Origin of the sequence: Quadrisphaera sp. INWT6, assembly GCF_015390235.1 — a bacterium.
In the GTDB taxonomy this organism is placed as follows: Bacteria; Actinomycetota; Actinomycetes; order Actinomycetales; family Quadrisphaeraceae; genus Quadrisphaera.
In genome coordinates, this window is the sequence record NZ_VUOH01000003.1 from 83714 (window position 1) to 107761 (window position 24048).

The window sequence follows — 24048 nt, forward strand, 5'->3', positions numbered from 1 at the left end:
GGCGGGGTCACCCGGCGAGGTCCACGAGCTCGGCGCGCCACAGTGCCAGCACCCCGGCGCGGTCGGTGCCCAGGGTGCTGCTGAGGGCGGCGTCGAGGGCGGCGTCGGCGTCGGTGGCGCTGTCGGTGGCGCCGTCCGTGGCGCCGTCGGTGGCGCTGCTGGGCGGTGCGGCCGCGCCGTCCGGGAGCGGGTCGCGCGAGGCGGCCCGGTACAGCTCGACCACGGCGTCGTCGCCGTAGCGGCGGGCCAGCGCGTCGACGGCGAGCCAGGCGCCGGAGTAGGCGGGACCGATGTCGCGGCTGCGCTCGGGGTCGAAGTCCGCAGCCGTGGGCAGCGCGCTCGGGGGGCCGTCGGCGCGCACCTGCCGGAGCAGGTCGGTCGCCACCACCTGCCGCGACAGGCCGGTGCCCTGGTAGCCGACCCAGTCGGCGAAGCCCTCGGAGAACCACAGCGGCACCGCGCGCACCGCGCCGGAGCGCGTGGCCACGTGGGTCAGCTCGTGGGTCAGCACCACCCGCTGCCCCACGGGGGCGAGCTGCCCGAACCCCCGCGGGTTGACCACCACGTGGTCGCCGCGGGTGGCGCCCTCGCCGCCGACCAGCTCCCCGGTCGTCACGGCGGCGATCTGGCCCAGCCCGGCGTCGTCGTCGCGGCCGAGCAGCGCGGCCATCTGCGCCTGGTCGGCGGGGACCTCCACCACGGTGCGCCGGGGCCAGGAGGTGCCCCACACGGCGTCGACGCCCTCGGCGGCGGGGGTGGTGACCTCCGCCGTGCGCTCCAGGGCCTCGCGGTCGGCGGTGCCGAGCACGACGGCGCGCTCGGTGGTGAGCACGTCGACGGCGCCGAGGTCCCACAGGTCGGGCACCGTCTCGCCGTCGCCGTCGTCGACGACCGCCCAGCCGGCGCCGGCCGGCACCACCGTCAGGTCCTGCTGGCGGCGGACGGGGTCGTCACCGGCGCCGTCGACCGACCACACCAGCGTGGTGCGGGCCACCCAGCTGCCCTCGGGCAGCTGCTGGGCGCGGGCGTCGGCCAGGGCCGGCCCGCTGCCGGTCACCTGCCAGGACCAGCTGCCCAGCGGCACCGGCTCGAGGCGGTCGAAGACCCCGGCGGTGCGCTCCCGGTAGGCGTCGAGGGCCGCCTGAGCCCCCGTGGCGACGTTGCCGTCGCCCCCGACCGCGGCCAACCAGCCGGCGCGGTCGCGCGCCAGCAGCGCGGAGGCGCGCTCGTCGAGGAGGGCCTGCACGGCCCGCGCGGCCGAGGGCGCTCCGGCGTCGGAGGCGCCGCCCGCCGACGGGCTGCCGGCGCCGTCCCCGGTGCTCAGGGCCAGCGGCGCCGCGTCCCGGGCGGTCGGCAGGGAGCCGAGCAGCCGGGGACCCACCAGCACCGACAGCGCGACGACGGCGACCAGCACGCCCGCCAGCGCGACGCCCGCGCCGCCCCGGCGGGCCGCTGCCCACCTCCGGGGCGCCCGGCGCGCCGAGCGGCGCCGCCCCCGCTCGGCGCGCAGGTCCGAGCGGCGGGGGAACGGGCTCTGCTCGACGTCGCCCGCGGCGTCGTCCCCACCCGCGCCGTGCGCGAGGTGCCTGCCCCCCACCCCGCGATGCTAGGTGGACCCCGGCCCGGCCGCGGGCGGTTCGCGGGCGGAGCCGGACGGAACGGGACGGACCGGGCTGTCGGTGGGCGCGCCTAGCGTCCGCGGCGTGGCGCTCCCCTCCCCCACCACACCGTCCGCGGCACCCCGCGGGCACCAGCAGGCCAGCTTCGAGGAGCTCTGGTCGCACGCGGCCCCCGACGAGCCCGCCCCGGGCCTCCCGGCGGTGCCGCTGCACGAGGTCGACTTCGTCGTGGTCGACCTGGAGACCACCGGAGCCTCGGCGGCGACGTGCGCGATCACCGAGGTCGGGGCGGTGCGCGTGCGCGGGGGCGAGGTCGTCGCCGAGCTGGGCACCCTGGTGCGCCCCCCCGGGCCGATCCCGGCGGAGATCACGGCGCTCACGGGCATCTCCGACGCGATGGTCGCCAGCGCCCCGACGATCGGGCAGGTGCTGGCGCCGCTGCTCGAGGTGGCCCGCGGCGCGGTGCTCGTCGCGCACAACGCCCCGTTCGACGTGTCCTTCCTGAAGGCCGCGTGCGCCGCCACCGGGCGGGAGTGGCCCGCGCCGCCCGTCGTCGACACCCTGCGGCTCGCCCGCGCCGTCCTGTCCCGGGGGGAGGTGCGCAACCACAAGCTGGGCACCCTGGCCGAGCACCTGTCGGCGCGGACCACCCCGACGCACCGCGCCCTCGACGACGCGCGCGCCACCGTCGACGTGCTGCACGCCCTGCTGGGCCGGGTCGGCTCCCTCGGGGTCACCGACCTGGCGGGCCTGGAGCAGCTGTGCGCCCGCGGGGGCGGCCGCGTCCCCGACGCCGTGCGCCGCAAGCGGACCCTCGCCGACGGCCTGCCCTCGGCGCCGGGGGTCTACCTCTTCAAGGACGCGCGGGGGCGGGTGCTCTACGTGGGCACCAGCCGCGACCTGCGCGCGCGGGTGCGCAGCTACTTCACCGCCGCCGAGCGCCGCACGCGGATGGCGGAGATGGTGTCGCTGGCCACGAGCGTCACCCCGGTGGTCTGCGCCACGCCCCTGGAGGCCCAGGTGCGCGAGCTGCGGCTCATCGCCGAGCACGACCCGCACTACAACCGGCGCTCCCGCCGCCCCGACCGGCTGCCCTGGGTCAAGCTCACCGCCGAGGCCTACCCGCGGATGTCGGTGGTGCGGGAGGTCCGCGACGACGCGGCGGCGGGCGCCGCCTACGCGGGGCCGTTCTCCTCGGTGGGTGCCGCGCAGGCGGCGGTCGAGGCCCTGCAGGACGCGCTCCCCCTGCGCCGCTGCACCACCCGGCTCCCCCTGCGGCCGGCGGCCGGGGCCGCGGCCTGCGCCCTGGCCGAGATCGGCCGCTGCGGCGCGCCCTGCACGGGGGCGCAGACCCACGCCGACTACGCCGCCGTCAGCGCCCTGGCCCGCTCGGCGATGGTCGGCGACCCCACGCCCGTGCTGGCCGCCGCCCGCGGGCGCCTCGCCGAGCTCGTGGCGCTGGAGCGCTTCGAGGAGGCCGCGGCGGTGCGCGACAGGTCGCTCGCCTTCCTGCGCGGCGCCGCGCGCGCCCAGCGCCTGGCGCCCCTGGCGGCCGCCCCCGAGGTCGTGGCCGCCCGCCGCCGCCCCGGCGGCGGCTGGGAGCTGGTCGTCGTCCGCCACGGGCGGCTCGCCGGCACCACCACCACGCCGCCCGGTGCCGACCCGCGCCCCGCCGTGGACGCGCTGCGGGCCACCGCCGAGGTGGTGGCCCCGCCCGTGCCCCCCGAGCCCGCCTGCTCCGCCGAGGAGGCCGAGCGGGTCGCCGCCTGGCTCGAGGGCGACGGCGTGCGCCTGGTCTCCGTCGAGGGCACCTGGGCCTGCCCCGTGGCTGGGGCGGGGGCCTCCGGCGGGAGCGGCGCGCACGCCCCGACCGTCCTAGGCTCGGCGGTGTGATCACCGCCATCGTCCACGTCGACGTCGAGGTCTCCCGCGTGCCGGAGGCCGCCCAGGCCATCGCCGACCTGGAGGGGGTGAGCGAGGTCTACTCCGTCACGGGTGACACCGACCTCGTGGTGCTGGTGCGCGTGCGCCAGCAGGAGGCCCTCGCCGACGTCATCGCCGACCGCATCGGCAAGGTCGACGGCGTCCGGGCCACCCGGACGTACCTCGCCTTCCGCACCTACTCCCAGCACGACCTCGAGGCGGCCTTCGCCCTCGGCGCCGAGGACTGACGGCCCCCCCCCCACCCGAGCCCGACGCCCCGGAGCCGTCAGAGCCGTCTGAGATGTCAGGGCCGTCGGGGCGCGGCCGGGCCGGCGCGGTCGTCGGGCCTCAGGAGGCGGTGGCGGCGGTCCAGCGCTCCAGCACCGCTGCGGCGGCGCCGCTGTCCACGGAGGCGGCCGCCACGGCCAGCTGGCGGTGGACCGCCTCGTGCAGGTCCTCCGCGTCGGCGCCCCCGGCCGTCGGACCGGCGCCGTCCGCCAAACCGTCCGCGGCGACCAGGGCCGCGGCGGCGTTCAGCAGCACCGCGTCGCGCACCGGCCCGCGGCGGCCGCCGAGCAGGTCGCGCGCCACTGCGGCGTTGTGAGGTGCGTCACCGCCCTGCAGGTCGGCCAGGGTCGCCGGCGGCAGGCCCAGGGCGGCCGGGTCGAGGGAGAGCTCCTCGACGCCGCCGCGCGCCACCCGCCACACCGTCGAGGGCCCGCTGGTCGTCAGCTCGTCGAGGCCGTCGTCGCCGCGGAAGACCAGGGCGCTGGTGCCCCGGCCGGCGAGCACGCCCGCCACGAGGGGGGCCAGGCGGGCGTCGGCCACGCCGATCGCCGCGGCCCCGGGACGGCCGGGGTTGGTCAGCGGCCCCAGCACGTTGAACGCGGTGGGCACGCCCAGCCCGGACCGCGCCTCGGCGGCGTGGCGGAAGGCGGGGTGGAAGACCCGGGCGAAGGCGAAGGTGATGCCGACCTCGCCGGCGACCTCACCCACCCGGGAGGCGGGCAGGTCGAGGCGGACCCCCAGCTCCTCCAGCAGGTCGGCCGAGCCGCACAGCGACGACGCCGCCCGGTTGCCGTGCTTGACCACCGTGCGGCCGGCGCCCGCCACCACGAGGGCCGCCATCGTCGAGATGTTGACGGTGCCGACGCCGGTGCTCGACCGGTCGCCACCGGTCCCCACGACGTCGACCGCGGCCGCGACCGGGCCGGCGCTCGCGGGCAGCCGCAGGGGGACGGCGTGGGCGAGCATCTCGTCGGCGAGCCCGGTGAGCTCCGCCACGGTCTCGCCCTTGGCGCGCAGCGCCACGAGGAAGCCGGCGAGGGCCACCGGGGGCGCCTCCCCGGCCATCACGCGCGCCATGGCCCAGGCGCTGTCCGCGGCCTCCAGGTGCTGACCTGCGACGAGGGCCGAGATGAGGCCGGGCCAGGAGCGCGCGTCGGGTGCCACGGAGGATCACCCTGCCAGGTGCGGCAGGGCCCCGGCCCAGCCCGCCCCCAGGCGGCCGTGATCGAGTCGTGACCGCGGGTCGCGGCTCCCGGCGGGTCCCGACCCCCGGTCCGTCACCGGCGGACCCCATAATGGCGCCGTGTCGAGCACAGCAGCCCTGCCGCACGCGCCGGCGGTCAACCGGCCCGATCCCGTCTCGGTGGGGACCATCGTCTGGCTCTCCAGCGAGCTGATGTTCTTCGCCGGCCTCTTCGCGATGTACTTCACGATCCGGGCGGTCGTGCCCGACCTGTGGGTCACCGAGACCGAGCTGTTGAACATCCCGTTCTCGGCCACGAACACCACCGTGCTGGTGCTCAGCTCGTTCACCTGCCAGATGGGCGTCTTCGCCGCGGAGCGCTACCAGGTGGCCCGCACCGGGTCCCTGCTCCAGTTCCGCCGGTGGGGCATGCGCGAGTGGTACGTCCTGACGTACCTCATGGGCGCGTTCTTCATCGCCGGCCAGGTCTTCGAGTACGCCGAGCTCGTCCACGAGGGGCTGTCGATCTCCTCCAGCCCCTACGGCTCGGTCTTCTACCTGACCACGGGCTTCCACGGCCTCCACGTGACGGCCGGCCTGCTCGCGTTCCTGCTGGTCATCGGCCGCAGCTTCGCGGCGCGCAGGTTCGGCCACCAGGAGGCCACCAGCGCCGTCGTGACCAGCTACTACTGGCACTTCGTCGACGTCGTGTGGATCGGCCTCTTCCTCGTGATCTACGTGATCAAGTGATGGCCTCCGTGAGTCGCGTCACGTCCGCCGCGCGCCCTGTCGCGCACCGCTCCCCAAGGATGAGGATGTCCTCGTGAAGGCTCTCGCCGCCCGCCGGCGCCACCCGTTGGCGACCGTCGTCGTCACGCTGCTGGCGCTCGTCGTCGTCGGCGGTGCCTACACCGCCCTGACCCCCTCGAAGGCCGTCGCCGCCGCCGCCAGCACCGCTGACGTGCAGGCCGGGCGCGAGCTCTTCCTCGCCAACTGCGCCAACTGCCACGGCCTCCAGGCCCAGGGCACCGACGCGGGCCCGACCCTGATCGGCGTCGGCGCCGCCTCGGTCGACTTCCAGGTCGGCACCGGCCGCATGCCCCTGTCGGCCAACCTGCCCCAGGCGCACGACAAGCCCGTCCAGTTCAACGACGAGCAGATCGGCCAGATGGCCGCCTACGTCGCCCAGCTGGCCCCCGGCCCGGCCGTCCCCGCGGCCGAGTACCAGGAGTTCACGGACGACCCCGAGCGCATCTCGACCGGCAACGAGCTCTTCCGCACCAACTGCGCGATGTGCCACAACGTCGTCGGGGCCGGCGGCGCACTCACCCGGGGCAAGTACGCCCCGAACCTGCAGGACGTCTCCGCCAAGCACGTCTACGAGGCCATGCTGACCGGCCCGCAGTCGATGCCCGTCTTCAACGACGCGAACATCACGCCGCAGGAGAAGCAGGACATCGCCAGCTACCTGCACTTCGTCGGCACCGAGCCCTCCCCGGGCGGCCTGAGCCTGGGCAGCCTGGGCCCGGTCTCCGAGGGCCTGTTCGTGTGGGCCGGCGGCATCCTCGCGCTGGTCGGCTGCGCCGTGTGGCTCGGATCGAGGGCCTCGTGAGCACCCCCACCCCCACCACTGCCCTCCGGGAGGACCGGCGATGAAGGACTCCCCGACCACCGGGCACAACGACGCCGGCCCCAGCCACGGCAGCGTCGGCACCGACCTGGCCGCGCCCGAGGGCGCGGACCTCGAGAACCGGTTCGCGAACCCGGGCCTGCCGGCCCACCGGTACCGCACCACCGACATCGACCCGGCCGCTGCCAAGCGCGCCGAGCGGCAGGTCTCCACGATCTTCCTGCTGTCCGCCGTGGGCACCGTCGTGTTCCTGGTGGGCTACTTCGCCCTGCCGATCGACGACGACAAGTCCTTCGGCCGCCTGCAGCTCTCGACGATGGTCCTGGGCCTCGGCCTGGGCTTCGCGATCTTCCTCATCGGCATCGGGCTGGTCCACTGGGCCAAGACCCTCATGCCCGACCACGAGCAGATCGAGCTGCGCCACGACATCCGCGGCACCGACGAGGAGCGGCGCGACGCGTCGAACATCATCCTCGACGGCGTCGAGGAGAGCGGCATCATGCGCCGCACCGTGATCCGCAACTCGCTCATCGGCGCGATGGCGATCCTGCCCATCCCCGCCGTCGTGCTCTTCCGCGACCTGGGCCCCCTGCCGGGCGAGGTGCTGCGCGAGTCGCTGTGGGAGGAGGGCGTCCGCCTCACCCGCGACCCCGACGGCACCCCCATCCGGGCCGCCGACGTGACCTTCGGGTCCGTCTTCCACGTGATCCCCGACGGCCTCTCGGAGTCGTCGCACCCGATCGAGGAGAAGGCCAAGGCGGCCGTGCTCCTCATCCGCATCCAGCCCGAGGACGTCGTCCCGCTCGAGGGCGAGCAGGCCGTCCGCAACGACTGGGACTACGACGGCATCTACGCCTACTCGAAGATCTGCACGCACGTCGGCTGCCCCGTCGCCCTGTACGAGCAGCAGACCCACCACCTCCTGTGCCCGTGCCACCAGTCGACCTTCGACCTGACGCAGCACTGCAAGGTGATCTTCGGTCCGGCCAAGCGGCCGCTGCCGCAACTTCCGATCACCGTGGACAGCGAGGGGTACCTGGTCGCCTCGGCCGGCTTCCCCGAGCCTCCCGGCCCCAGCTACTGGGAGCGAGGCGCATCAGAATGAGCTCGATCCTCACCGACAAGAGGACCGCGACGCTCGCCGGCTACGTCGACGACCGCGTCGGTGCGTCGAAGATCGTCAAGACCTTCGCGCGCAAGATCTTCCCGGACCACTGGTCCTTCATGCTGGGCGAGATCGCCCTGTACACGTTCGTCGTCCTGCTCATCTCCGGCACGTTCCTGACGTTCTGGTACACGCCGAGCATGGCGCTGACGACCTACGAGGGCTCCTACCCCCCGCTGGTCGGCCAGACGGTCTCCGAGGCCTACGAGACGACGCTGAACATCAGCTTCGACATCCGCGGCGGTCTGCTCATGCGGCAGATCCACCACTGGGCGGCGCTGCTGTTCGTGGCCGCGATCCTGGCCCACATGGCCCGCGTCTTCGTGACCGGCGCCTTCCGCAAGCCGCGCGAGCTCAACTGGATCGTCGGCTGCCTGCTGGCGATCCTGGCGCTCGCCGCCGGCTTCACCGGGTACTCCCTCCCCGACGACCTGCTCTCCGGCAACGGGCTGCGGATCATCTCGGGCGTCATCCAGGCGATCCCGGTCGTCGGCACCTACATGGCGTTCTTCATCTTCGGCGGCGAGTTCCCCGGCGAGGTGATCATCCCGCGCCTGTTCATCCTCCACGTGATGCTGATCCCGGCCGCGCTGCTGGCCCTCATCGGCGTCCACCTGGGCCTGCTGGTGCTGCACAAGCACATGCAGTTCCCGGCTCCGGGCCGCACGAACACGAACGTCGTCGGCTACCCGGTCTTCCCGGTGTACGCCGCCAAGGCCGGTGGCTTCTTCTTCATCGTCTTCGGCGTCGTGGTCCTCATGGCCGCGGTGGTGACCATCAACCCGATCTGGGCGTACGGGCCGTACGACCCCTCCCCGATCGGCGCGGGCACGCAGCCCGACTGGTACATCCTCTTCGTCGACGGCGCGCTGCGCCTGATGCCGGGGTGGCTGGGCCCGATCCCGACGGAGTTCACGACCTTCGGCTACGTCTGGTCGCTGAACATCCTGCTGCCGGGCGCCGTGGTGCCGGGGCTCATGATCATGGCCCTGTTCGCCTACCCGTGGGTGGAGCAGTGGCTGTCCGGTGACTCGCGCGAGCACCACCTGCTCGACCGCCCGCGCAACAAGCCCACCCGCACCGGCCTGGGCGTCGCCGCGCTGGTCTTCTACGTCGTGATGGCGCTGGCCGCCACCAACGACCTGGTCGCCACGCACTTCCACATCTCCATCAACGACATGACGTACGTGCTCCGCACGCTGTTCTTCGTCGGCCCGCCGCTGGCCTTCTGGGTCACCAAGCGGGTGTGCCTCGGCCTGCAGCGCCGCGACCGCGACCTCGCCCTCCACGGGCGCGAGACCGGCCGCATCGTGCGGACCGCCGACGGCGAGTACTTCGAGGTGCACGAGCCGCTCGACGTCTACGAGCGCTGGAACCTGGTGCAGCAGGAGGCCGACCAGCTCGTGCCGCTGCCCACCGGCAGGGCCTCGGGGCTCGACAAGCTGCGCGCCCGGATGTCGGCGTTCTTCTTCGAGGACCGCATCGAGCCGGTCACCCCGGCCGAGCTCGAGGCGGCGCACTCGCACGACGACGGCCACGGCCGTGAGCTCCAGGGCGACACGGACCCGCACGCCGTGAGCGCGAGCGGTCGGGGCTCGGAGACGGGCCACGGCCACTGAGGTCCCCCAGGCGCCGGTGAGGCGCTGACACGAGAGGGGCGGAACCCGTACGGGTTCCGCCCCTCTCGCCGTCTCTGCGTCCGCTGTGGGCGCTCCTCCGACCGGAACACGACCCCGGGTCTGCGGCTTCCCGGCCGCACACTCCACCCCGCCCAGTCCGCACGCTCTGCGGAGGGTGCGCAGCCCCTCTCGAGAGCAGCCGAGCGCTCGACTGCGGTTCCGGAGGGGCCAGGGACCGCAGCCAGGCGCCTGGCTGCGGTTCCGGAGGGACCCTTAACCGCAAGGAGGCGCTCGGCTGCGGTTCCGGAGGGGCGTCAGCTCGTGGTGAGGCGACCTGGGACGTGGCGCAGGGCCGCCAGATAGCCCTCGGGACGCATCTCGGCGACGACCGCTGCCGCCACCGGCGAGATCGTCGACGACGCTCCTCCATCCCTCCCCCGTTCCGCACTCTCCACGGAGAGTGCGCAGTCCCGGGGGGGGGCGAGGACCGCACTCTCCGCAGAGAGTGCGCATCCACGGGTCCAAGTGACGACGAGGACCTCTCGCAGCGAGCCGAGGAACGGCTCCGGAGCCTCGACGGGTCCGGAGCACCCGGTGTCGCCGGGGCATGCTCACGCAAGCGCGGAGCGCCGCCCCCCAGCCCTCTCTGCACTCTCCACGGGTGGCGCGGTTCCCCAGGACCCTGTCGGACTGCACTCTCCGCGGAGAGAGCGGTCCCGCAGGGGGCTGGAGCGCGCTCTGCGCGGAGAGTGCGCTCCCCGGGCTCGGGGGGAGCCGGAGGGCAGCAGAACGCCTGAGGGCCCCCGAGACCGTGGTCTCAGGGGCCCTCAGGCGTGCAGCGAGGCTGCGGGGCTGCCTCAGTGGGCGTGGGCCCCACGGTAGAACTCGAAGAGCCAGCCGACGAGCGACACGAGGGCCAGCAGGCCACCGAGCAGCGACAGCCACCAGCCGACTGCGAGGCCGGTGATGACCATCGCGATGCACAGCGAGATGGCGAGCGGCCACCACGAGTGGGGCGGGAAGACGCCCTGCTCGCCGGCGCCGTCAGCGATCTCGGCGAAGACGTCGTCCTCGGGGCGGGGCCCGATGCGGCGCGAGACCAGCCAGAGGTAGGCGCCCATGAGCGACGCCAGGCCACCGGTGAGGAAGAGGCAGACGGTGCCGACGGGCTCCCAGGAGGAGAGCACGCCGTACACCACGGCCAGCGGCAGGAAGAAGAAGGCGCCGCCGCCGAAGGTCCAGAACTCGGTCTTCACGCCGTCCTCACTTCCCGCGGAGGTCGGGCTCGCCGACCAGCTTGTCGAGCAGGCCCTGGTCCGGGGTGGCGCGGTCCGCTGCGGCGACCTCGGGGTGGTGCAGGTCGAACGCCGGGGACTCGCTGCGGATGCGGGGCAGCGAGGTGAAGTTGTGGCGCGGGACCGGGCAGGCGGTGGCCCACTCGAGGGAGCGGCCGAAGCCCCACGGGTCGTCGACCTCCACCTTCGGGGAGCGGATGCCCTTGTAGACCGCGTACAGGAACGGGATGAACGAGGCCGCGAGCACAAAGGACGCGATCGTGGAGAGCTGGTTCATCCACGTGAACTGGTCGGTCGGCGAGTAGTCGGCGTAGCGGCGCGGGAAGCCGCGCACACCCAGCCAGTGCTGGATGAGGAAGGTGCCGTGGAAGCCGACAAACAGCAGCCAGAAGTGCCACTTGCCGAGCTTCTCGTCGAGCATGCGCCCGGTCCACTTCGGCCACCAGAAGTAGAAGCCGGCGAACATCGCGAACACCACGGTGCCGAACACCACGTAGTGGAAGTGCGCGACCACGAAGTAGCTGTCCGAGACGATGAAGTCCAGCGGCGGGCTCGACAGGATGATGCCGGTCAGGCCGCCGAAGAGGAACGTGACCAGGAAGCCGATCGACCACAGCATTGGGGTCTCGAAGGTGATCGAGCCGCCCCACATGGTGCCGATCCAGTTCACGAACTTCACGCCCGTCGGCACCGCGATGAGCATCGTGGTGAAGGCGAAGAAGGGCAGCAGCACCGCGCCGGTGACGTACATGTGGTGGGCCCACACGGCCACCGAGAGGCCGGCGATCGCGATCGTCGCGTAGACGAGCGACTTGTAGCCGAAGAGCGGCTTGCGGCTGAAGACCGGCAGGACCTCGCTGATGATGCCGAAGAACGGCAGAGCGATGATGTAGACCTCGGGGTGCCCGAAGAACCAGAACAGGTGCTGCCAGAGGATGGCGCCGCCGTTCTCGGGGTTGAACACCTGGGCCTGGAAGATGCGGTCGGCGGCGAGCGCGAACAGCGCGGCGGCCAGGGCCGGGAAGGCCATGATCACCAGGACGCTCGTGATGAGCACCGTCCAGGTGAACAGCGACATGCGCCACATGGTCATGCCGGGCGCGCGCATGCAGATGATCGTGGTGATGAAGTTGACGGCGCCGAGGATGGTGCCGAAGCCGCTCATCGCCAGGCCGAGGACCCACAGGTCACCGCCGATGCCGGGGGTGAAGGAGTCGTCGGAGAGCGGGGCGTACGCGAACCAGCCGAAGCTGGCGGCGCCCGAGGGGGCCAGGAAGCCGGCCATGGCAATCAGGCTGCCGAAGAGGAACAGCCAGAACGACAGCATGTTCAGGCGCGGGAACGCCACGTCGGGCGAGCCGATCTGCAGCGGCATGATCGCGTTGGCGAAGCCGGCGAACAGCGGGGTCGCGAACAGCAGCAGCATCACGGTGCCGTGCATGGTGAACAGCTGATTGTACTGCTCGGCGGTCTGGACCACCTGCAGGCCGGGCTCGAAGAGCTCCGCGCGGATCAGCAGCGCCATCACTCCTCCGAGGAGGAAGAAGATGAAGCTGGAGATCATGTACATCGCGCCGATGACCTTGTGGTCGGTGCTCGTCACCCACTTGACGACGACGGCACCCATCGACTCGCGGTTGCTGATGGCGCGCGACCGGGTGGCAGAGGCCACCCCGCCGGCCTCGTAGTACGTGGTCATCCGTTGGCTCCCTCAGGGTTCGTCTGGCCGCCGGCGTCCTCGCCCTGCTCGTCCTCCTGCTGGTCCACGCCGCCCTGCACCTGCTCCTCCGAGGGGCTGGAGTGCGCGGGGCCGATCTCGGGGCTCAGCTCGCCGGTCTGGCCGGCGGCGCGGAGCTCCTCGAGATGTGCCTGGTAGTCGGCCTGGGAGACCACCTGGACCCGGAAGATCATGCGGCTGTGGCCCTCGCCGCAGAGCTCGGCGCAGCGGCCGATGAACGTGCCCTCCTTCGTGGGGGTCACGCTCATGTAGTTGGTGCGGCCGGGGATGACGTCCTTCTTGTAGGAGAAGGCCGGCACGTAGAAGTCGTGGATCACGTCACGCGCGGAGAGCTTGAGCTCGACCTTCGTGTCGACGGGCAGGAACAGCGTCGGGATGGTGTCCGGGGCGTCGAAGTCGAGGCCGTCAGCGGTCTGCGCCGCCATGATCCCGGTGTCGTAGACGTCGGGCTGGCCGTCGGCGGTGAGGTAGTTGAAGTCCCACGCCCAGCGCTTGCCCACGACCTCGATCTGGACGGCGGGGTCGTCGTACCGCTCCTCCAGGATGTGCTGGTCGCGCGCGGTGAAGTAGAAGAGCACCCCGACCATGAACAGCGGCATGACCGTGAAGAGCATCTCGACCGGCACGTTGTAGCGCAGCTGGGGCGGCAGCCCCGCCTCGCCGCGGCGGCGGCGGAACCTGACGATCGCGTAGATGATCAGGCCCCACGTGATGACGCCGACGACGAGCGCGGCGATCCAGGAGCCCACCCAGAGGTTCTGGGACAGGTCGGTGGTGGTGGTCGCGCCCTCGGACTCCGGGGGGAGCCACGCGCGGCGGACGTCGTCGTTGACGGCGGCTGTGCAGCCGGTGGTCAGGACGGTCGCCGCCGCGGCGACGACGGCCCAGCCGGCAGCCGCCCTGGCTGTTCCCGATCGACCTGTGAACCGCCTGGGGCGGTGCTGCTGCGACACGTGCGCTCCTGCTCGTCTGGCGGCCCGGCCACCGGCCGCCGTGGAGGCGCGCGGCGGAGGACCCGGATCAGCGGCACAGTACCCCGCCGCCACCCTGCCGGACCCTCCTGGGGCCGTGCCGCGTCGCACCTGTGACCTCCCCCACGGTCGTGCTCCGCGACGGCGCTGGTCACCGGCGGGGCGCGCCCGGGCTCACCAGGCCGGTGCGGGGGCGGGCAGGGCCCGTGCGAGGCGGCGCAGGTACTCCTCGCGGGGCACCTCGACCACGCCGAGGGAGGCCAGGTGGTCGGTGCGCCACTGGACGTCGAGCAGGCGGCGCCCGTCGTCGCCGTCGCGCAGGACCTCCACCAGGCGCACCAGCGCCACCTTGGAGGCGTCGGTGGCCGTCGAGAACATCGACTCCCCGCGAACAGGCCCCCGGTGCCGACGCCGTAGAGCCCGCCCACGAGCCGCGCTCCCCCGCCGGTGCCGTCGCCGCCCGGGTCGCCGCCCGGGTCGTCGTCCCAGACCTCCACCGAGTGCGCCCACCCCAGCCGGTGCAGCCGCGAGTAGGCGCCGGCCACCTCGTCGGTGATCCAGCGCCCCGAGCGCGAGGGGTCGGCGCAGCCCGCGACGACGGCGTCGAAGGCGGTGTCGACCGTGGTGCGCAGCCGGCGCGAGGAGCGCCGCAGGGAGCGGGAGACGCGCAGCCCGTCGAGCGGCAGGACGCCGCGCGGGTCGGGGCTCCACCAGCCCAGCGGGGGCTCCCCCCGGCCGCCCAGCCCCATGGGGAACAGGCCCAGCCGGTAGGCGGCGAGCAGGGTGCCGGGCTCGAGGTCGCCCCCGGAGCCGGCGACCTCGCCGACGTCGTCGCCCGCGACCGCGGCCGCCCGCAGACGCGCGAGAGCCGCCGCCAGCCCCGCGGCGAACGGGGACGGCGGCGGCTCCAGCGGAGGCGCCGGGAGCGCCGGGCGGCTCAGTGGAACGAGTCGCCGCAGGCGCAGCTGCTCTGCGCGTTCGGGTTGTCGATGGTGAAGCCCTGCTTCTCGATCGAGTCGGCGAAGTCGATGACGGCGCCCTCGAGGTAGGGGCGGCTCATCTTGTCGACGATGACCTCGACCCCGTCGAAGTCGCGGGCGGCGTCGCCGTCGAGGAAGCGCTCGTCGAAGTAGAGCTGGTAGATGAGGCCCGAGCAGCCACCGGGCTGCACGGCCACGCGCAGGCGGAGGTCGTCGCGGCCCTCCTGCGAGAGGAGGCTGCGCACCTTCTCGGCGGCGACGTCGGTGAGGTCGACGCCGTGCTCGCGGGCGGGCGCGTCGGCGGCGGGGGCCTCGACGGTCTGGGCGGTGTCGGTCAAGAGGGTCCTCCTGGGCCGGGGGTGAACAGCTGCTCACCTGCGCAACGCGCGCACGAGCCGAGCTTGTTCCTGCCGGTCACGAGGTTACGCCCGTCACGGGGCCGCCGAGGCCCGCGTCCCGTGGGGCCCACGAGGCCGCCACCTCGGACACCGCCGCGGCCAGCGCCGGTCCCGGGGCGGCCATCGACGCCGCCAGGGACGCCTCGTCGTGCGCCACGGCGCGCGCCAGGGCCAGCCCGCCGTCGGCCACCTGCTGGGCGTCGAGGCGCACCCGGCCCGCGACGGCGACCACGGGCGTCCCCGCGGAGCGCGCGCAGGCGGCGGCCTGCGCGACGACCTTGCCCCGCAGCGACTGCCAGTCCAGGCACCCCTCCCCCGTGACCACGACGTCGGCGGCGGCGGCCCGGCGCTCGAGGTCGACCGCCTCGGCCACGGCGAGCGCCCCGGCCACCCGGCGTCCGCCGAGCACCGCCAGGCCGTACCCGAGCCCGCCGGCGGCTCCGGACCCGGGCGCCGGCCCCAGCCCGGCAGCGCCGGGGTCGGCGCCCTCGACCGCCGCCTCCCACGCCGCGAGCGCGGCGGCGAGGGCCTCGACGTCGGCCGGGGAGGCGCCCTTCTGGGGGCCGAAGCCGCGGGCGGCGCCGTGGGGGCCGTGCAGGGGCACGTCGACGTCGCTGGCGACGACGAGGTCGACGCCCCGCCAGGCCAGGCGCAGGGCCGCGAGCCCGGACAGGTCGGCGGGGAGCACCCCGGCCAGGGCGCCGCCGCCGCGGACGAGGCGCTCGGCGGCGTCGTCGGTGGCCGCGCCGAGCACGGCGAGGGCTCCGGCGCCGCCGTCGGTGGTGGCGCTGCCCCCGAGGCCCACGAGGATCCGCCGCGCCCGAGCGGTGCGGGCCGCGGCGAGGAGGTGGCCGACCCCGGCGGTGGTCGCCGCGAGCGCGTCGCGCTCGGTGACGGGCCCCGCAGGCAGCAGCGCGGTGCCGCAGGCGAGGGCCGACTCGACCGCGGCGGTGCCGTCGGCGAGCACGAGCAGCGAGGCGGTCAGCTGCTCGCCGGGGGGCCCGGTGACCGGGACGCGCACGCGGTGCGCCCCGGGGGCGGCGGCCTCGAGGACGTCGAGGAAGCCGGGCCCGCCGTCGGACAGGGGGCACAGGTCGACCTCGTCGCCGGGCCGGGCGGCCAGCCAGCCGTCGGCGACGGCGCGGGCGGCCTCGGGGGCGCTGAGGGTGCCGGTGAACCCGTCGGGGGCCACCAGGACGCGCACGCCTCAGCCCCGCTCGGGGTGGGCGGCGCCGGCGGTGGTGGCCAGGGAGTCGAGCAGCAGCGCCTCGGCGGTCAGGGCCCGCCGCAGGACGTCGAGCGAGAGCGACTCGTCGTGCCCGTGCGCGCGGGTGTCGGGGTCCTCCACGCCGGTGACCAGCACGACGGCGGAGGGGAAGGCCTCGACGAGCTCGGCGATGAACGGGATCGAGCCGCCGACGCCGGCGTGGACCACGGCGCCGGGGCCGTCGAGCTCCCAGGCGCGGGCGAGGGCGGCGCGGGCGGCGTCGTAGACGGGCCCGTCGACGTCGCCGGCGAACGCCTGCCCGGTCTCCTCCAGCTCGACCTCCACGCGGGCGCCGAAGGGCGCGCTGGCGAGGAGGTGGTCGCGCAGGGCCGCGTAGGCGTCGTGCGGGGCGGTGCCGGGCGGCACGCGCAGGGAGATCCGCGCGGTGGCGCTGGCGGCGAGGGTGTTCGAGGCGCGCTCGAGCGGCGGGACGTCGACGCCGATGACGGTGACCGCGGCGCGGTGCCAGAGGCGCTGGGCCAGCGGTCCGCTGCCGACCAGCTCGACGCCGTCGAGCACGCCGGCGTCGGTGCGCAGGCGCTCCTCGCTGACGTCGGGCAGTCCCGCGGCCCCCTCCCCCGAGGCGCCCGTGGAGCCCGGGGAGCCCGGGGAGCCCGGGGAGCCGGCCGACGACAGGCCGGGGACGGCGATGTCGCCGCTGGCGTCGCGCAGGCGGTCCAGCAGGCGCAGCAGCGCCGTCGTCGCGTCGACCACCGGGCCCCCGTACATGCCGGAGTGCACCGCGTGGTCGAGCGTGGAGACGGTCACGCGCGCGTCGACCAGGCCCCGCAGGCTGGTGGTGAGCGAGGGGACGTCGACCGACCAGTTGTCGGAGTCGGCCACGACGATGACGTCGAGGCCGCTCCCACCGCCGAGCAGCTCGCGGTGCTCGGCGAGGAAGGCCGCGAAGGACGGCGAGCCGACCTCCTCCTCCCCCTCCACGAAGACCACCACGCCGACGCCCTCGTCGGGCGCCCAGGTGGGCAGCAGCGCGCGCAGGGCCCCGACGTGCACCATCACGCCGGCCTTGTCGTCGGAGGCGCCGCGGGCGTAGAGGCGCCCGTCGCGCTCGGTCGGCTCGAAGGCGGGCGAGGTCCAGCCCTCCTCGGTGCCGGGGGGCTGCACGTCGTGGTGGGCGTACAGCAGCACCGTGGGCGCTCCCGCGGGCGCGGGGCGGCGGGCGACGACGGCGGGCGCCCCCGGGGTGCCGTCCGGCCGCGGGGCCGAGAGCACGCGGACGTCGTCGAGCCCCGCGTCGCGCAGCAGCTGCGCGACGGCGTCGGCGCTCTCGGCCACCCGGGCCCGGTCGAAGGACGCCGCGGACACGCTGGGGATGCGCACCAGGGCCTCGAGGTCGGCGCGGGCCCCGGGCAGCACGGCCTCGGCGCGGCCCACGACGCGGGCCGGGCGGTCTGCGGGGCCCGCGGGGCCCGCGTCCTCGGCGGGCCCGCCGGGGCGGCCCGTGGCACTGTCTCCTGCGGCGCTGGTCATCCACCGACGCTATCGGCCGCTCACCGGGCCCCCTCCGGCGCAGCGCGAGCGCGAGGAGCCGCGGTGTCCGCCCAGCAGCAGACCGAGCGCGTGGTCGGTGACGGCAGCAGCACCGGCGGGGGCGGGGAGTCGACCGCCACGGTGCTCGTGGCTCTCGGGGCCAACCTCCTGGTGGCGATCGCCAAGGGCGTCGCCGCCGTCATCACGGGGTCGGCGTCGATGGCGGCCGAGACGGCCCACTCCTTCGCCGACACGATCAACCAGGTCTTCCTGCTGACCGCGCTCAAGGGCAGCAAGAAGCCCGCGGACCGCTCCCACCCCTTCGGCTACGGCCGGGTCCGCTACTTCTGGGCCCTGCTGGCCGCCGTGTCGATCTTCGTGACCGGCGCCCTCTACTCGGCCTACGAGGGCGTCACCGCCCTGCTGAGCGAGGAGCACGAGGTCGTCTCCCCGGTGGTCAACTACGTGGTCCTGGGCGTGGCGTTCCTCCTGGAGGGCTTCTCGCTGCTGAAGGGCTACCGCCAGACGCGGTCCGAGGCCGCCGAGCACGGCCAGAGCCTGCGGCAGTTCCTGCGCACCAGCGACGACCCGACCGCCACCACCGTGGTCTTCGAGGACAGCGCCGCCCTCATCGGGCTGGTCCTCGCGGCCGCGGGCACGGCCGTGCACCAGGCGACCGGGCAGTCGTGGGGCGACGGCATCGCCAGCATCGCCATCGCCGTCCTGCTCGCGGCCGTGGCGCTGCGCCTGGGGCGCGCCAACAAGCGCCTCCTCACCGACGTCCAGGCGGACCCCCGCCTGGTGCGGTCCGTGCTGGTGCACCTGGGCGACGAGCCCGAGGTCGACGCGGTGGTCGACCTGCTGACCCTCACCCTCGGCACCGACCAGGTGCTGGTGTGCGCCCGGCTCGACCTCGCCGACGACCTCTCGGCCTCCGACGTCGAGCGCGCCATGGTCCGCATCGCCGCCGGCCTGGAGGAGACCTTCCTGGAGGTCGTGGAGGTCTTCCTGGAGCCGGTGCCCCGCCAGGACGAGGTCGTGCGCGAGCGCGTGCGCTCCCGCTACGGAGACCGCCTGGCCCAGTACATGGTCGACGAGGCCGGCAGCTGACGCCCTGCTGACCGGCTGCTGACCGGCTGCTGACCGGCTGCTGACCCGCTGCCCGCGGCCACCCGGTCGGCGGGGCCGTCCACCTCGCGTCTTGACCTACTCTTGGTGCGTGTTCGGACGGACGAAGGAGCCCCCCGCCGCGGCGGTGCCGGCGGAGACCGCGACGACGACGGGCGCGAAGGCCGGGGGCAAGAACCGCCCCACGCCCTCGCGCTCGGCGCAGGAGGCGGCCAACCGCCGTCCCCTCGTGCCGACCGACCGCAGGGCGGCCTCGTCCAGCTCCAAGGAGGCGCTGCGCGCCGAGCGCCGCCGGGTGCAGCTGGGTCGCATGAACGGCGAGGAGAAGTACCTCTCCGCGCGCGACCGCGGCCCGGTGAAGCGGTACGTCCGCGACGTCGTCGACTCCCGCCGCAACCTCGGCGAGCTGTTCCTGCCCTTCGTGCTGGTGCTGCTCCTGGTGCAGCTGGCGGTGGGCCAGACCGCCAACAGCGCCGCGTGGCTCGCCTCCTACGCACTGCTCTACGTCGGCCTCATCGCTGTCGTCATCGACTCCCTGCTGCTGCGCCGCCTGGTCCGCCGCAGGGTCACCGAGCGGTTCGGCGAGGAGGCGCTCGTGCGCACCGGCGTCGTCGGCTACGCGATCATGCGAGCGCTGCAGCTGCGGCGCAGCCGCCTGCCCAAGCCGCAGGTCACCCGCGGCGCGAAGGTCTGACCGCGCCCCTCCGGCCCTCTCGGCCCCTCACTCGGCGGGGCGCAGCGGCATCGGCCCGTAGACCCGCCGCTCGTCCTCGCTGAGCACCGCGCCCTCGGCCCCCGCGGCCAGCAGGGCGCGCCAGTGCTCGCCCACCCACGTCTCCGCGTCGGCCTGCGCGGAGAACCCCTCGGGCGGCGCCGCGGGCCCTCCGAGGGTCTCCGGCAGCACCGGCTGCCCGTCGGCGTCCTCGAACGTCCAGGTCCACGTGGCCACCGCGCCACGCTAGTGCGCACCGCCCGTCCGACGCCGCCGGCGGCGGGCAGGAGAGGATGACCGCCATGGGGTTGGGAGGCGGGCCGAGCGCGCGCGACGACTACGAGTGGGTCGACCTCGCGGCCCTGAGGCAGCGCGACCGCGCCGGGCGCCGGCAGGGGTCCCGCGGGCCGACGACCTCGGCGTCGACGGCCGCATCCCCACCGGCTACCACCACCCCCACCACCCCCGCCGCCCCGGCGGAGCCCGACCACCTCGCCGACGCCCTCTGCGCCCTCCTCACCGACCGGCCCCTGTGGCTGGCGCTCCCGGTGCGCAGGGTGCTCCTGGTCGACCTCGACAACCTCCGCGCGGGCCCCGCGCGCTGGCGGGCGCGGATGGCGGCCGTGGTGTGCCTGGCCCGCCAGGCCGACGCCGTCCACCTGGCCGGCCAGGCCAGCGCCGTCGAGCGGGCGCGCCCCCACCTCGAGGAGTTCGCCGACCAGGCGGTCCCGGTGGCCGACGGCGCCGACGTCGCCGACCACGTGCTGCTGGAGGCCGCCGCGCGCGACGCCTCCGACGCCCTGGACGCCGGCGAGGACGGCCCCCAGGTACTGGTCGTCAGCAACGACGGGATCTTCGCCGCGCTCGCCGAGACCGGTCCGCTGGTGGTGCTCTCCCCCGGCGTCGAGGCCCTCTCGGACCGCCTCGACGACGCCGCGACCGACGTCCTCGACCTGTACGGGCTCGAGGCCGACGTGACCGCGAGCGCGCTGGCCGGAGAGGGCTGAGCACCCGGTGAGCGCGACCCTGCTCGCCCGGGGCCTGGCCGCCGGGCACGCCGAGCGCACCCTGTTCTCGGGCCTGGACCTGGTGGTCGCCCCCGGCGACGTGGTCGGCCTCGTGGGGGCGAACGGCGCCGGCAAGTCGACCCTGCTGCGGGTGCTGGCGGGCGTCGGCGACGCCGCGGAGGGGTCCGTGGCGCTCTCGCCCCCGGACGCCGTCGTGGGGTGGCTGCCGCAGGAGGTCGAGCGCCGGGCCGGCGAGACCGTCGCCGAGCACCTGGCGCGGCGCACCGGGGTGGCGGCGGCCGACGCGGCCCTGGAGGAGGCGACGGCGGCCCTGTCCGAGGGCCTCCCCGGCGCCGAGGACGCGTACTCGACGGCCTTCGACCGCTGGATGGCGCTGGGGGCCGCCGACCTGGAGGAGCGCGTGCCCGCCGTCCTGGCCGACCTGGGCCTCGACGTGCCCACCACCGCGCTGATGACGTCGCTCTCGGGCGGGCAGGCCGCGCGGGCCGGCCTCGCGGCGCTGCTGCTCAGCCGCTTCGACGTGCTGCTGCTCGACGAGCCCACCAACGACCTCGACCTCGACGGCCTGGCGCGCCTGGAGCGCTTCGTGGCCGAGCAGCGCGCCGGGGTGGTGCTGGTCAGCCACGACCGCGAGTTCCTCACCCGCACGGTGACCACCGTGGTCGAGCTCGACCTGGCCCAGCAGCAGGTCGGCGTCTACGGCGGCGGCTACGAGGCGTACCTGGAGGAGAGGGCGGTGGCCCGCCGCCACGCCCGCGAGGCCTACGAGCAGTACGCCGACACCCGCTCGGGGCTGGAGGAGCGCGCCCGCACCCAGCGCGCGTGGATGGACAAGGGCGTGAAGAACGCCGTCCGCAAGGCCAAGGACCCGGACAAGGTCTCCAAGGCGTTCAAGCGCGAGTCCACCGAGAAGCAGGCCGCCAAGGCCCGCCAGACCGAGCGGCGCATCGAGCGCCTGGAGGTGGTCGACGAGCCCCGCAAGGAGTGGGAGCTCCAGTACTCGATCGCGGCCGCCCCCCGGGGGTCCAGCGTCGCGGCGGTGCTCTCAGGAGCCGTCGTGCGCCGCGGCGGGGACGACGGGGACCACGGGGGCGGCGGCTTCCAGCTGGGGCCGGTGACCGCGCAGGTCGACGCCGGCGACCGGATCGGGATCACCGGCCCGAACGGCGCGGGCAAGACCACGCTGCTGTCCGCCCTGCTGGGCCGGACGGCCCTCGACGCCGGGACGGCCTCCCTCGGCACGAGCACGCAGGTCGGGGAGGTCGACCAGGCCCGCCGCACCCTGGCCGGCGCCGCCGGGGCCACCTCGCTGCTCGACGCCGTCCGCGCCCAGCTCGACGACGGCGCCGCCGAGGAGCTCGCCCCCGCGGAGGTGCGCACCCTGCTGGCCAAGTTCGGGCTCCGCGGCGACACCGCGCTCCGACCGGCCACCACGCTCTCGCCGGGCGAGCGCACGCGCGCGGCGATGGCCGTGCTGCAGGCGCGCGGCGTCAACCTCCTGGTGCTCGACGAGCCGACCAACCACCTCGACCTGCCGGCCATCGAGCAGCTGGAGGAGGCGCTGGAGGCCTACACCGGCACGCTGCTCCTGGTCAGCCACGACCGCCGCCTGCTGGAGCAGGTGCGCCTCACCCGCCGCTGGCACGTCGACGCCGGCCGCCTCACCGAGGCCTGAGGGGCGCACCGGCGTGGAGCTCCTCGCCGAGGTGTGGGCGCGGGCGACGGCGGTCGCGCCCACCCTGCCCGCCGCCACGGCCCTGGCCACGGGGGCCGTCGCGCTCGCCGTCGTCCTGTGGCGGCCGTCGTGGCGGACCGCCCGCACCGTGCTGGTGCTGGCGCACGAGGGGGGCCACGGGCTGGTGGCGGCCCTCGCCGGGCGGCGCCTGCGCGGCATCCGGCTCCACCCCGACGCCTCGGCCGTCACCGTCTCGGTGGGCCCCGCGCGCGGCGCCGGGGTGGTCGCGGTGCTGCTGGCCGGCTACCCCGCGCCGGCCCTCGTGGGGCTCGGGGCCGCAGCGCTGCTGGCCGCGCACCGCCCCGCCGCCGTGCTGTGGGCGGTGCTCCTCGCCCTGGCGCTGCTCGCCGCCCAGGTGCGCGGCTGGCGCGCGGTCGGGGCCCTGGCGGCGGCCCTGGTGCCCGCGCTGGCCGTGACCTGGTGGGCCCCCGCGGCGGTGCAGCAGGTGGCCGCCGCGCTGCTCGCGTGGGTCCTGCTGCTCGGAGCGCCCCGGGGCGTGGCCGAGCTCGCGCGCTCGCGGCGCGGCGGTCGCTCCCCCAGCAGCGACGCCGACCAGCTGGGGCGCCTCACGGGCGTCCCGGCGGTCCTGTGGGTGGGGGTGTTCTGGCTGGTCACCGCCGCCGCGGCCGTGGTGGGCGGCGCGTGGCTGCTGGACCAGCCGCTCCCCCTCCCGTAGCCCCGGGCGGGCTACGACCGGCTGGTGTCCGGCACGAACGGCGGGCGCACCACCTGGACCGGCAGGGGCCGGCCGCGGACGTCGACGACGAGCTCGTCGCCCTCCGCGATGCCGGCGCGCGCGTCGAGCAGCGCCAGCGCGACGCCCTGCTGCAGCACCGGCGAGAACGTGCCGGAGGTGGTCGTGCCCACCACGCCGTCGGAGGCGGTCACGCCGTCGGCCGCGCCGGCGGTGCGCACCTGCATCCCGGCGCGCGGCACGCCGCGGCCGAGGGCGAGCAGGCCCCAGAGCAGCCGGTCGGGGCCGGCCTCGCGCTCGGCGAGCAGCGCCTCGCGCCCGGTGAAGGACTCCTTGCCCCAGCCCACGGCCCACCCGAGCCGCGCCTGGAGCGGGGTGGTGTCCGTCGAGAGCTCGTGCCCGTGGAGCGGGTAGCCCACCTCGGTGCGCAGCGTGTCGCGGGCGCCCAGGCCGCAGGGCAGGCCGTCGAGGGGGTCGGCGGCCTCCAGGAGGGCGTCCCACAGCTCGGCGGTGTCGTCCCAGCGGGGCAGCAGCTCGTAGCCGCGCTCCCCGGTGTAGCCGGTGCGGCAGACGACGACCGGCAGGCCCCGCCAGGTGGCGTCGACGAACGCGCCGCGGTCCATCCCCGCCGGCAGGCCGACGGCGTCGAGCAGGTCGTCGCTGCGCGGCCCCTGCACCGCGAGGACGCCGAGCTGGTCGTGCTGGTCCTCGACGACGACGCCGTCGAGCCCCGCGCGCTGCGCCGCGTCGCGCACCGCGTCGGCCACGGCCGCGGCGTTGGCGGCGTTGGGGACCAGGAGCAGCTCGTCACCGGCGCCACCCCCGCCGCCCTCGTGGTCGGCGCGGCGCAGGTAGACGATGAGGTCGTCGACGACGCCGCCGCGCTCGTCGCAGCACAGCGAGTACTGGGACCGCCCGGGCACGAGGCGGCGGGCGTCGGCGGTGAGGGCCTCGCCGACGGCGGCCAGCGCGCCCGGCCCGGTCACGCCCAGCTTGCCGAGGTGGCTGACGTCGAAGACGCCGACGGCCTCGCGGACCGCCGTGTGCTCGCGCACCACGCCGCCGCCGGGGTGCTCCAGGGGCATCGACCAGCCGGCGAAGGCCGCCATGCGGGCCCCGGTGCCGGTGTGGCGGGCGTGCAGGGGGCCCTCGCGCAGGGCCTGGGGGGCGTCGCTCACCCCGGC

Annotated in this window: 21 protein-coding genes and 1 pseudogene; 11 read left to right on the forward strand and 11 right to left on the reverse strand. The window is 75.3% G+C overall.

Going from position 1 to position 24048, the window contains the following annotated elements; genetic code table 11:
* Positions 1 to 7: 7 nt before the first annotated feature.
* Positions 8 to 1597 carry a hypothetical protein gene (locus F1641_RS10285; RefSeq protein WP_194905271.1) on the reverse strand — a complete coding sequence of 530 codons (1590 nt, stop codon included), beginning with the start codon at positions 1595 to 1597 and terminating at the stop codon, positions 8 to 10.
* 106 nt (positions 1598 to 1703) lie between these two features.
* Here F1641_RS10285 and F1641_RS10290 point away from each other — a divergent pair, with 106 nt between their 5' ends.
* Together F1641_RS10290 and F1641_RS10295 are read left to right on the forward strand one after the other, a co-directional pair.
* A complete protein-coding gene (locus F1641_RS10290; protein WP_309225549.1) occupies positions 1704 to 3512 on the forward strand; it encodes a DEDD exonuclease domain-containing protein in 1809 nt (602 codons plus the stop codon).
* On the forward strand, positions 3509 to 3790 hold the full coding sequence (locus tag F1641_RS10295) for an Lrp/AsnC family transcriptional regulator (RefSeq protein ID WP_194905275.1): 282 nt from the start codon (positions 3509 to 3511) through the stop codon (positions 3788 to 3790). The genes F1641_RS10290 and F1641_RS10295 overlap by 4 nt, the downstream gene beginning before the upstream one ends.
* A 100-nt stretch (positions 3791 to 3890) precedes the next feature.
* Here F1641_RS10295 and trpD read toward each other — a convergent pair whose 3' ends face one another.
* Positions 3891 to 4994: an anthranilate phosphoribosyltransferase gene (gene trpD, locus F1641_RS10300; protein ID WP_194905277.1), complete on the reverse strand. Its 1104-nt coding sequence runs from the start codon at positions 4992 to 4994 to the stop codon at positions 3891 to 3893.
* Between the two features lie 139 nt (positions 4995 to 5133).
* Here trpD and F1641_RS10305 point away from each other — a divergent pair, with 139 nt between their 5' ends.
* The 4 genes from F1641_RS10305 to F1641_RS10320 all read left to right on the forward strand — a co-directional run bounded on the left by F1641_RS10305 (position 5134) and on the right by F1641_RS10320 (position 9427).
* Positions 5134 to 5763, forward strand: coding sequence for a heme-copper oxidase subunit III (locus tag F1641_RS10305; protein ID WP_194905279.1), 630 nt, complete (start codon positions 5134 to 5136; stop codon positions 5761 to 5763).
* 73 nt (positions 5764 to 5836) lie between these two features.
* Positions 5837 to 6625 (forward strand): c-type cytochrome, encoded by a 789-nt coding sequence (locus tag F1641_RS10310; protein WP_194905280.1) that lies wholly within the window; start codon positions 5837 to 5839, stop codon positions 6623 to 6625.
* A gap of 40 nt (positions 6626 to 6665) precedes the next feature.
* Complete coding sequence (locus tag F1641_RS10315; RefSeq protein ID WP_194905282.1) at positions 6666 to 7748, forward strand: ubiquinol-cytochrome c reductase iron-sulfur subunit; 1083 nt, start codon at positions 6666 to 6668, stop codon at positions 7746 to 7748.
* Positions 7745 to 9427 carry a cytochrome bc complex cytochrome b subunit gene (locus tag F1641_RS10320; RefSeq protein ID WP_194905285.1) on the forward strand — a complete coding sequence of 561 codons (1683 nt, stop codon included), beginning with the start codon at positions 7745 to 7747 and terminating at the stop codon, positions 9425 to 9427. Before F1641_RS10315 ends, F1641_RS10320 begins: the two co-directional genes overlap by 4 nt.
* An 857-nt stretch (positions 9428 to 10284) precedes the next feature.
* On the opposite strand, the gene F1641_RS10325 is transcribed toward F1641_RS10320, so the two are convergent.
* The 7 genes and pseudogenes from F1641_RS10325 to F1641_RS10355 form a co-directional block, all read right to left on the reverse strand.
* Positions 10285 to 10683: a cytochrome c oxidase subunit 4 gene (locus F1641_RS10325; RefSeq protein WP_194905287.1), complete on the reverse strand. Its 399-nt coding sequence runs from the start codon at positions 10681 to 10683 to the stop codon at positions 10285 to 10287.
* Positions 10684 to 10690: 7 nt separating this feature from the next.
* Complete coding sequence (gene ctaD, locus F1641_RS10330; RefSeq protein ID WP_194905288.1) at positions 10691 to 12421, reverse strand: cytochrome c oxidase subunit I; 1731 nt, start codon at positions 12419 to 12421, stop codon at positions 10691 to 10693.
* Positions 12418 to 13413 carry a cytochrome c oxidase subunit II gene (gene coxB / locus F1641_RS10335; RefSeq protein WP_206690995.1) on the reverse strand — a complete coding sequence of 332 codons (996 nt, stop codon included), beginning with the start codon at positions 13411 to 13413 and terminating at the stop codon, positions 12418 to 12420. Before coxB ends, ctaD begins: the two co-directional genes overlap by 4 nt.
* A gap of 192 nt (positions 13414 to 13605) precedes the next feature.
* A pseudogene (gene aat, locus F1641_RS23835) lies at positions 13606 to 14180 on the reverse strand (leucyl/phenylalanyl-tRNA--protein transferase).
* A gap of 188 nt (positions 14181 to 14368) precedes the next feature.
* Complete coding sequence (locus F1641_RS10345; RefSeq protein ID WP_194905290.1) at positions 14369 to 14749, reverse strand: iron-sulfur cluster assembly accessory protein; 381 nt, start codon at positions 14747 to 14749, stop codon at positions 14369 to 14371.
* Between the two features lie 76 nt (positions 14750 to 14825).
* A complete protein-coding gene (locus F1641_RS10350) occupies positions 14826 to 16013 on the reverse strand; it encodes a glycerate kinase (RefSeq protein ID WP_194905292.1) in 1188 nt (395 codons plus the stop codon).
* A gap of 3 nt (positions 16014 to 16016) precedes the next feature.
* The gene (locus F1641_RS10355) at positions 16017 to 17567 is read right to left on the reverse strand and encodes a M20/M25/M40 family metallo-hydrolase (protein WP_194905293.1); all 1551 of its coding nucleotides are present in this window, start codon (positions 17565 to 17567) and stop codon (positions 16017 to 16019) included.
* Positions 17568 to 17630: 63 nt separating this feature from the next.
* Here F1641_RS10355 and F1641_RS10360 point away from each other — a divergent pair, with 63 nt between their 5' ends.
* Entirely contained in the window at positions 17631 to 18677 is a 1047-nt protein-coding gene (locus F1641_RS10360) for a cation diffusion facilitator family transporter (RefSeq protein WP_309225552.1), read from the forward strand.
* 109 nt (positions 18678 to 18786) lie between these two features.
* Positions 18787 to 19389, forward strand: coding sequence for a DUF3043 domain-containing protein (locus F1641_RS10365; RefSeq protein WP_194905295.1), 603 nt, complete (start codon positions 18787 to 18789; stop codon positions 19387 to 19389).
* A 27-nt stretch (positions 19390 to 19416) separates the two neighbouring features.
* Here F1641_RS10365 and F1641_RS10370 read toward each other — a convergent pair whose 3' ends face one another.
* Entirely contained in the window at positions 19417 to 19644 is a 228-nt protein-coding gene (locus tag F1641_RS10370; protein ID WP_219729536.1) for a hypothetical protein, read from the reverse strand.
* Between the two features lie 65 nt (positions 19645 to 19709).
* Here F1641_RS10370 and F1641_RS10375 point away from each other — a divergent pair, with 65 nt between their 5' ends.
* The 3 genes from F1641_RS10375 to F1641_RS10385 are packed head-to-tail and all read left to right on the forward strand — an operon-like array spanning position 19710 to position 22846.
* The gene (locus F1641_RS10375; protein WP_194905297.1) at positions 19710 to 20414 is read left to right on the forward strand and encodes a hypothetical protein; all 705 of its coding nucleotides are present in this window, start codon (positions 19710 to 19712) and stop codon (positions 20412 to 20414) included.
* A gap of 7 nt (positions 20415 to 20421) precedes the next feature.
* A complete protein-coding gene (locus F1641_RS10380) occupies positions 20422 to 22110 on the forward strand; it encodes an ABC-F family ATP-binding cassette domain-containing protein (protein WP_194905299.1) in 1689 nt (562 codons plus the stop codon).
* A gap of 13 nt (positions 22111 to 22123) precedes the next feature.
* On the forward strand, positions 22124 to 22846 hold the full coding sequence (locus F1641_RS10385) for a M50 family metallopeptidase (RefSeq protein WP_194905301.1): 723 nt from the start codon (positions 22124 to 22126) through the stop codon (positions 22844 to 22846).
* Between the two features lie 11 nt (positions 22847 to 22857).
* On the opposite strand, the gene gcvT is transcribed toward F1641_RS10385, so the two are convergent.
* Positions 22858 to 24042, reverse strand: coding sequence for a glycine cleavage system aminomethyltransferase GcvT (gene gcvT, locus F1641_RS10390; RefSeq protein WP_219729537.1), 1185 nt, complete (start codon positions 24040 to 24042; stop codon positions 22858 to 22860).
* Positions 24043 to 24048: the final 6 nt, after the last annotated feature.